The 7,003-nt window shown below is 38.1% G+C and carries 9 protein-coding genes and 1 pseudogene; 9 read left to right on the top strand and 1 reads right to left on the bottom strand.

Going from position 1 to position 7,003, the window contains the following annotated elements; all coding sequences use genetic code 11:
• The 8 genes from SMIDD26_RS07500 to SMIDD26_RS07465 form a co-directional block, all read left to right on the top strand.
• Nucleotides 1–544, top strand: a 544-nt coding sequence (locus SMIDD26_RS07500) for a carbohydrate ABC transporter permease (protein ID WP_134990234.1), incomplete at its 5' end; no start/stop codon positions are given.
• Between the two features lie 125 nt (nt 545–669).
• The gene (locus tag SMIDD26_RS07495) at nt 670–1,122 is read left to right on the top strand and encodes a NanQ anomerase/TabA/YiaL family protein (protein WP_000575436.1); all 453 of its coding nucleotides are present in this window, start codon (nt 670–672) and stop codon (nt 1,120–1,122) included.
• Nucleotides 1,123–1,256: 134 nt separating this feature from the next.
• Nucleotides 1,257–1,901, top strand: a complete 645-nt coding sequence (locus SMIDD26_RS07490; protein ID WP_000078519.1) for a YesL family protein — start codon at nt 1,257–1,259, stop codon at nt 1,899–1,901.
• Between the two features lie 173 nt (nt 1,902–2,074).
• The gene (locus tag SMIDD26_RS07485) at nt 2,075–2,992 is read left to right on the top strand and encodes a dihydrodipicolinate synthase family protein (protein ID WP_061439719.1); all 918 of its coding nucleotides are present in this window, start codon (nt 2,075–2,077) and stop codon (nt 2,990–2,992) included.
• Between the two features lie 17 nt (nt 2,993–3,009).
• Nucleotides 3,010–3,894, top strand: coding sequence for an ROK family protein (locus SMIDD26_RS07480; RefSeq protein ID WP_061439718.1), 885 nt, complete (start codon nt 3,010–3,012; stop codon nt 3,892–3,894).
• A gap of 347 nt (nt 3,895–4,241) precedes the next feature.
• On the top strand, nt 4,242–4,670 hold the full coding sequence (locus SMIDD26_RS07475) for a GNAT family N-acetyltransferase (RefSeq protein ID WP_000620006.1): 429 nt from the start codon (nt 4,242–4,244) through the stop codon (nt 4,668–4,670).
• A gap of 311 nt (nt 4,671–4,981) precedes the next feature.
• On the top strand, nt 4,982–5,269 hold the full coding sequence (locus tag SMIDD26_RS07470; protein ID WP_061439717.1) for a type II toxin-antitoxin system RelB/ParD family antitoxin: 288 nt from the start codon (nt 4,982–4,984) through the stop codon (nt 5,267–5,269).
• Nucleotides 5,259–5,609, top strand: coding sequence for a type II toxin-antitoxin system RelE/ParE family toxin (locus SMIDD26_RS07465; RefSeq protein WP_061439716.1), 351 nt, complete (start codon nt 5,259–5,261; stop codon nt 5,607–5,609). The genes SMIDD26_RS07470 and SMIDD26_RS07465 overlap by 11 nt, the downstream gene beginning before the upstream one ends.
• A 61-nt stretch (nt 5,610–5,670) precedes the next feature.
• On the opposite strand, the gene SMIDD26_RS07460 is transcribed toward SMIDD26_RS07465, so the two are convergent.
• Nucleotides 5,671–6,522, bottom strand: a complete 852-nt coding sequence (locus SMIDD26_RS07460) for a MurR/RpiR family transcriptional regulator (protein ID WP_061439715.1) — start codon at nt 6,520–6,522, stop codon at nt 5,671–5,673.
• 193 nt (nt 6,523–6,715) lie between these two features.
• On the opposite strand from SMIDD26_RS07460, the pseudogene SMIDD26_RS13130 reads away from it, so the two are divergent.
• Nucleotides 6,716–7,003, top strand: a pseudogene (locus SMIDD26_RS13130) (penicillin-binding protein 2); the annotation flags it as partial.

Below are 7,003 nucleotides of genomic sequence, written 5' to 3'. Positions count from 1 at the left end.
ATTGGCTAAAAAACGTTTCTATGGTCAACGCATCCTCTTCGCAATCTTTATTGCTGCCATGGCTCTTCCAAAACAAGTTGTCCTTGTACCATTGGTACGTATCGTCAACTTCATGGGGATTCATGACACTCTTTGGGCAGTTATCTTGCCTTTGATTGGATGGCCATTTGGTGTCTTCCTTATGAAACAATTCAGCGAAAACATCCCAACAGAATTGCTTGAATCAGCTAAGATCGACGGTTGTGGTGAGATTCGTACCTTCTGGAGCGTAGCCTTCCCAATTGTGAAACCAGGATTTGCAGCCCTTGCAATCTTTACCTTCATCAATACATGGAACGACTACTTCATGCAATTGGTAATGTTGACTTCACGTCAAAATTTGACCATCTCACTCGGGGTTGCGACCATGCAGGCTGAAATGGCGACCAACTATGGTTTGATTATGGCAGGTGCCGCTCTTGCAGCCGTGCCAATCGTAACAGTCTTCCTTGTCTTCCAAAAATCCTTCACACAGGGTATTACTATGGGAGCGGTCAAAGGATAAGAAACGATTTCTTTTACAGTATCAATTGGCTATTGCTAGCACTATCTAAAAGCCTCCGACAGTAAATGACACTGTTGGAGGTGTTAGTTTTAATCGCTTAATGACGATTTTTAAAGGAGAAAATAATGATTTTTGACGATTTGAAAAATATTAGCTTCTATAAAGGGATTCATCCCAATCTTGACAAGGCAATTGATTATCTTTATGAACATCGTAAAGATTCATTCGAGTTAGGAAAATATGATATTGATGGTGATAAGGTCTTTCTAGTTGTTCAAGAAAATGTCCTAAATAAAGCTGAAAATGACCAGTTTGAACATCACAAGAACTATGCAGACTTGCATTTGTTGGTAGAAGGGCATGAATATTCGAGCTACGGTTCACGTATCAAAGATGAAGCAGTAGCATTTGACGAAGCAAGTGACATTGGTTTTGTCCATTGTCATGAACACTACCCACTCTTGTTGGGTTATCACAATTTTGCGATTTTCTTCCCAGGAGAGCCACATCAACCAAATGGTTATGCAGGTATGGAAGATCAAGTTCGCAAGTATTTGTTTAAAATTTTAATTGATTAGAATGATCAGCAGAGATAGCTGATGACTATCTTATTAAGCGCTTTTGAAAATTGAGTTTAAGAGTTGAATCTTATCACTTGCTAAATCGGAATGATTTAGCAAGTGATATAAATTAAATTATAGGGGGAGCAAAGATGTCACAAAAAGGAAGAAGTCTCATCAAGGCTGCATTTGATACAGATAATTTTCTCATGCGAATTAGTGAGAAGGTTTTAGATATTGTAACAGTCAATCTTCTCTTTGTAGTAACTTGTTTGCCAATCGTAACGATTGGAGTGGCTAAAATCAGCCTCTACGAGACCATGTTCGAAGTTAAGAAGAGCAGACGTGTTCCAGTTTTTAGAACCTATCTAAGAGTTTTCAGGCAAAATCTGAAACTAGGTTTTCAGTTGGGGTTGTTGGAGTTAGGAATTGTATTTCTTGCTCTTTTAGATCTTTATCTTTTCTGGGGTCAAACAGCTCTGCCCTTCCAATTGCTGAAAGCTATTTGTCTAGGCATTTTGATTTTCCTTACCATTGTGATGTTGGCTAGTTACCCTATTGCGGCACGTTATGACCTATCTTGGAAAGAAATTCTTCAAAAAGGATTGATGTTGGCTAGTTTTAATGCTCCTTGGTTTATCTTGATGATCGTAATTATCTTTTTGATTTTGATGATTCTATATCTATCAGCCTTTACCCTTCTATTGGGAGGATCAGCTTTTATTCTCTTTGGTTTTGGACTCCTTGCTTTTTTACAAGTAGGAGTAATGGAAAAGCTATTTGCTAAGTATGAGTAAGGGGTGTAATTATTTCTGAAACTACTTTCAAACGCTCCAAACGCTATTCTATAAGCAAGAAACTAAAATCTAAGTGTCTATAAGATATTGAAAGCCTTTTCGGTAAAGTGTATACTAAAGAAGTAAAGAAAGAATCTGCTTTAGCAGAAAATAAAAATAATAGGAGAAAATCTATGTCAGATTTGAAAAAATACGAAGGTGTCATTCCAGCCTTCTACGCATGTTATGATGATCAAGGAGAAGTAAGTCCAGAGCGTACGCGTGACTTGGTTCAATACTTCATTGATAAAGGTGTTCAAGGTCTTTATGTCAATGGTTCTTCTGGTGAATGTATCTACCAAAGTGTAGAAGACCGCAAGTTAATCTTGGAAGAAGTCATGGCAGTTGCCAAAGGTAAATTGACCATCATTGCTCACGTAGCTTGCAACAATACTAAAGACAGTATGGAACTGGCTCGTCACGCAGAAAGCTTGGGTGTAGATGCTATTGCAACAATTCCACCTATTTATTTCCGCTTGCCAGAATACTCAGTTGCTAAATACTGGAACGATATTAGTTCTGCAGCTCCAAACACAGACTACGTCATCTACAACATTCCTCAATTGGCAGGGGTTGCTCTGACTCCAAGTCTTTATACTGAAATGTTGAAAAATCCACGTGTTATTGGTGTTAAGAATTCCTCTATGCCGGTTCAAGATATCCAAACCTTTGTGAGCCTTGGTGGGGAAGACCACATCGTCTTCAACGGTCCTGATGAACAATTCTTAGGGGGCCGTCTCATGGGTGCCAAAGCTGGTATCGGTGGTACTTATGGTGCTATGCCAGAACTCTTCTTGAAACTCAATCAGTTGATTGCTGATAAAGACTTAGAAACAGCGCGTGAATTGCAGTATGCTATCAATGCTATCATTGGCAAACTCACTGCTGCACATGGAAATATGTATGGTGTGATTAAGGAAGTATTGAAGATCAATGAAGGCTTGAATATTGGTTCTGTTCGCTCACCATTGACACCAGTGACTGAAGAAGATCGTCCAGTTGTGGAAGCAGTTGCAGCCTTGATTCGTGAAACCAAGGAGCGCTTCCTCTAATCCATAAGGAGGTATTTATGACACACTACGTTGCAATTGATATCGGTGGAACCAACATCAAATATGGTTTAATTGACCAAGAAGATCAACTTGTTGAATCGCATGAAATGCCAACTGAGGCGCATAAGGGTGGACCTCATATCTTACAAAAGATCAAAGATATTGTAGCCAGCTATTTAGAAAAAGGCCCAGTAGCAGGTGTTGCCATTTCTTCTGCAGGAATGGTGGACCCTGATAAGGGGGAAATTTTCTACGCTGGACCTCAAATCCCTAACTACGCAGGCACCCAGTTCAAAAAGGAAATCGAGACTAGCTTTAATATTCCTTGTGAGATTGAAAATGATGTCAACTGTGCAGGTCTGGCTGAGGCAGTATCTGGTTCAGGCAAGGGAGCGAGTGTCACCCTTTGCTTGACTATTGGAACCGGTATCGGTGGTTGCTTGATTATGGATGGGAAAGTCTTCCATGGATTTAGCAATTCAGCCTGTGAAGTTGGTTATATGCATATGCAGGATGGAGCTTTCCAAGACTTAGCCTCTACGACAGCCTTGGTGGAGTATGTAGCAGCAGCTCATGGAGATCCAGTTGACCAGTGGAATGGTCGTCGTATCTTTAAGGAAGCCACTGAAGGCAACAAGATTTGTATGGCTGGTATTGACCGTATGGTAGACTATCTAGGAAAAGGTCTGGCAAATATTTGTTATGTGGCTAATCCAGAAGTAGTCATTCTCGGTGGCGGTATCATGGGACAAGAGGCTATTCTCAAGCCTAAAATCCGTACAGCCTTGAAAGAAGCTTTGGTACCAAGTCTAGCTGAAAAAACACGATTAGAATTTGCCCATCACCAAAATACAGCAGGTATGTTGGGAGCTTATTATCACTTTAAAACAAAACAATCCTAGTTTGGAATTATAGAATTAAGCAGAACACTTAATCACTACTTGAGTGAAAAATGTTTTGCTTAATTCTTTTTTTGATGATGGAAAAACTGTCAAGGTATATGAAAAGTAGCGGAAAGACCATTATGCGATCTTGCTTCATTTGTATGAGAAAGTCAATGAGAAATTAGAAAAAACGAACGATAGGAGCAGAGTTCCTATCATCGAAGAATATATGAGAGGAGATTCCCTTTAAGATAGTCTTAGAAGACGGCGCAAGCTCTCTAAATACTAAAGCTAAGCCAAGAAGAAAAAATGATATAATGAGATGGACGAGAAATTGACAAATTGGAATTTATGGAGATGATGAAATGATTAGGAAATATTCTGACAGTGATATAGATGCAGTAATGCAAATATGGTTAATTACGAATATTCAGGCACATAGTTTTATGTCTCCTGATTACTGGAAAAACAATTTTGATGTGGTAAAAGAAATGCTACCACTTGCAGAAATATATGTGCATGAAATTGACAGTACAAACGGGATAGATGGATTTATTGGATTAAATGACGACTATATTGAAGGAATCTTTATAAAAGAGGCAGGACAGTCAAAGGGAGCCGGAAAACAGCTATTGGATCATGTGAAGAAAGTCAAGCCCACTCTAAGATTAAACGTTTATCAAAAAAATAAGCGAGCAATTCAATTTTACCTGCGAGAGGAATTTAGCATCCAATCTGAAAGTTTAGATAGTAATACGGGAGAAAAAGAATTGATAATGGTATGGAGTCGTTAAATCTCAGCTTGTCGAAGCAAAATAATTAAATAAAATTAGAGAAAGGAAGTAAAAGCAAATAGCTGATACTTCCTTTTTTGTTGTCAAACATTCAAAAACGAAAAGGAGGATTTATGGAAGAACTGAAAAACACGATTAGAATTTGCCTATCACCAAAATATCGTAGGTATGTTGTATGTTTATTTTCATTGGGTATTAAGACAAAATAATCCTAGTTTGTTTCAGCCAAACTAGGATTTTCTAATCAAGTTCCCTTGACTTTCTTTATAATTGTGAGATAATAAATAAAATATATAAAGGAGTTATATAAAATGGCTATAGCGAATTCAAATAAAATTGTGACCTTCCAAGCTAATAGAGAATTGGTAAATGATGCCATGGAAGTGTTAAAAGAACAAAATCTCTCTCTTTCATCGGCACTCAGATTATTTTTAAAGAATGTTGCCGTAACAAATGAAGTAGATTTACTGAGTGAAGAGGAATTAGAGAAGGAGTACTTGTTTAGACAATTACAAGCAGAAGTTCAAGAAAATTATGCCAAGATTGAGGCTGGAAATTACTTGACAGATGAGGATGTCGTGACACGCTATGGATTATAAAAGATATAGGATTTTGTATTCTCCTAGAGTGATTGATAGTCTGGATAAAATATATCAGTATATAGCGGAGGAAATCGGTTCTGTAGAGGCTGCTAGACGAAAAGTAGCCAATATTAGAAAAGATATTAATCGGCTAGAAATTTTCCCCCAAGCTGGATTTGATGCCGATGAAAAATTTGGTAAGAAATTAGATCCTCACTGCCAAACGCGAGGATTGACCTTGAGTAAGGATTACATCGTATTATATACAATGGTTGAGGAAACCGTCAGACTTGCTTATTTACTCCCTTCAAAAAGTGATTACATGAAATTATTCAAGACTAAGTCAAGATATGACTAATTCATAATCTTGAAGAGGTATGTTTAGTGATGAATAAAAATCCTAGTTTGGCTCAGCCAAACTAGGATTTTCTTACACGTTTTTGTCTACGATAGCCGTTGAGTTTTTTATTTTCCCAGTAGCTATTAAAGATTTTCTCCTTGCTTTCGCGATTGATTTCCAAAAAGTAGGCATAAATCAAATCGATAAAGAAGAGCATAGGAAGTTGAGCGGATATACGTTGGATGTAGGAAGGTTGGCTGTGGGTGGCTACAAGAACAGTCTCTGTATAGGTCTGGCTATCTTTATTGGGAACACTTGAAAAGAGTACAGTCTTTGCCCCCATCTCCTTGGCATCTAATAGACTATCTAAAATAGAGGGAGTTGTGCCAGAAAGTGAGAAACCAAGTACGAGACAATTTTCATCCATAATGCTGGTTGTCCAGGCAAAGCCATCTTGATCGGTCAAAGCTTCGCAGACCACACCCAGACGCATGAAGCGCAATTTCATTTCACGAGCGACGAGGCCAGAACTCCCTGTTCCGAAGAAGTAGATACGCTCAGCATCTTCGATTAGCTGGGCAATTCGTTCTAGTTGGACTTCGTCAATCAAGTCTTGTGTTTGTTCCCTCATATTGCTATAACTTCTGAGGACTCGTTTGGTCAGTGGACTGTGCTTGGAGACTTGGTTGGCTTGATTTTCTGCCTCATGTTGGTATTGGAAAATAAATTCTCGGTAGCCAGTATAGCCACACTTTTTAGCAAAGCGGGTCAAAGCAGCTTGAGAAATATGTAATTTTTGGGTGACTTGTTGAGAAGATAAATCATCTGTAATCGTTTCAGTTTGCAAAAAATAGCGAGCGATTTCTTGCTCTAGGTCTGTCATTTCTTCAAAATGTGAATCAATGACAGTTGCGATATCTGGTTTGTCCATAGGGAAGGCTCCTTTAAATGAGTCGTGTTGGAAAAAGACTAGATTATTGAACTTTTACATTCATTATAACATATAATATAGGGATGAATAAATAAAAACGCATCTTACTGTAAAAACGAAAAAAAGCATCTTTCTTTTCCATAATTTTCTGCTCAAATTGTGGTACAATTAAGAGTAAGATTTTAAGTTAGAAATGAGACTGATTTGTATGAGAAAATTTAACAGCCATTCGATTCCGATTCGGCTTAATTTATTGTTTTCAATCGTCATTTTACTCTTTATGACCATTATTGGTCGTTTGTTGTATATGCAGGTTTTGAACAAGGATTTTTACGAAAAAAAGCTAGCCTCAGCTAGTCAGACCAAGGTCACAACCAGTTCTGCTCGTGGGGAAATTTATGATGCTAGTGGAAAACCTTTGGTAGAAAATACGTTAAAGCAGGTTGTTTCCTTTACGCGTAGCAATAAAATGACGGCTACA

The sequence above is a fragment of the Streptococcus mitis genome, assembly GCF_001579035.1.
Lineage (GTDB): Bacteria > Bacillota > Bacilli > Lactobacillales > Streptococcaceae > Streptococcus > Streptococcus mitis_J.
Note: the sequence above shows the minus strand (reverse complement) of the source record. Positions and strands in the feature narration are given on the sequence as shown.

Excerpts from the sequence above, each read along its gene's own strand:
- SMIDD26_RS07470 (WP_061439717.1), top strand. The coding sequence starts at position 4,982 with ATGGCTATAGCGAATTCAAATAAAATTGTGACCTTCCAAGCTAATAGA.
- SMIDD26_RS07480 (WP_061439718.1), top strand. The coding sequence starts at position 3,010 with ATGACACACTACGTTGCAATTGATATCGGTGGAACCAACATCAAATAT.
- SMIDD26_RS07465 (WP_061439716.1), top strand. The coding sequence starts at position 5,259 with ATGGATTATAAAAGATATAGGATTTTGTATTCTCCTAGAGTGATTGAT.
- SMIDD26_RS07475 (WP_000620006.1), top strand. The coding sequence starts at position 4,242 with ATGATTAGGAAATATTCTGACAGTGATATAGATGCAGTAATGCAAATA.
- SMIDD26_RS07490 (WP_000078519.1), top strand. The coding sequence starts at position 1,257 with ATGTCACAAAAAGGAAGAAGTCTCATCAAGGCTGCATTTGATACAGAT.
- SMIDD26_RS07485 (WP_061439719.1), top strand. The coding sequence starts at position 2,075 with ATGTCAGATTTGAAAAAATACGAAGGTGTCATTCCAGCCTTCTACGCA.
- SMIDD26_RS07460 (WP_061439715.1), bottom strand. The coding sequence starts at position 6,522 with ATGGACAAACCAGATATCGCAACTGTCATTGATTCACATTTTGAAGAA.
- SMIDD26_RS07495 (WP_000575436.1), top strand. The coding sequence starts at position 670 with ATGATTTTTGACGATTTGAAAAATATTAGCTTCTATAAAGGGATTCAT.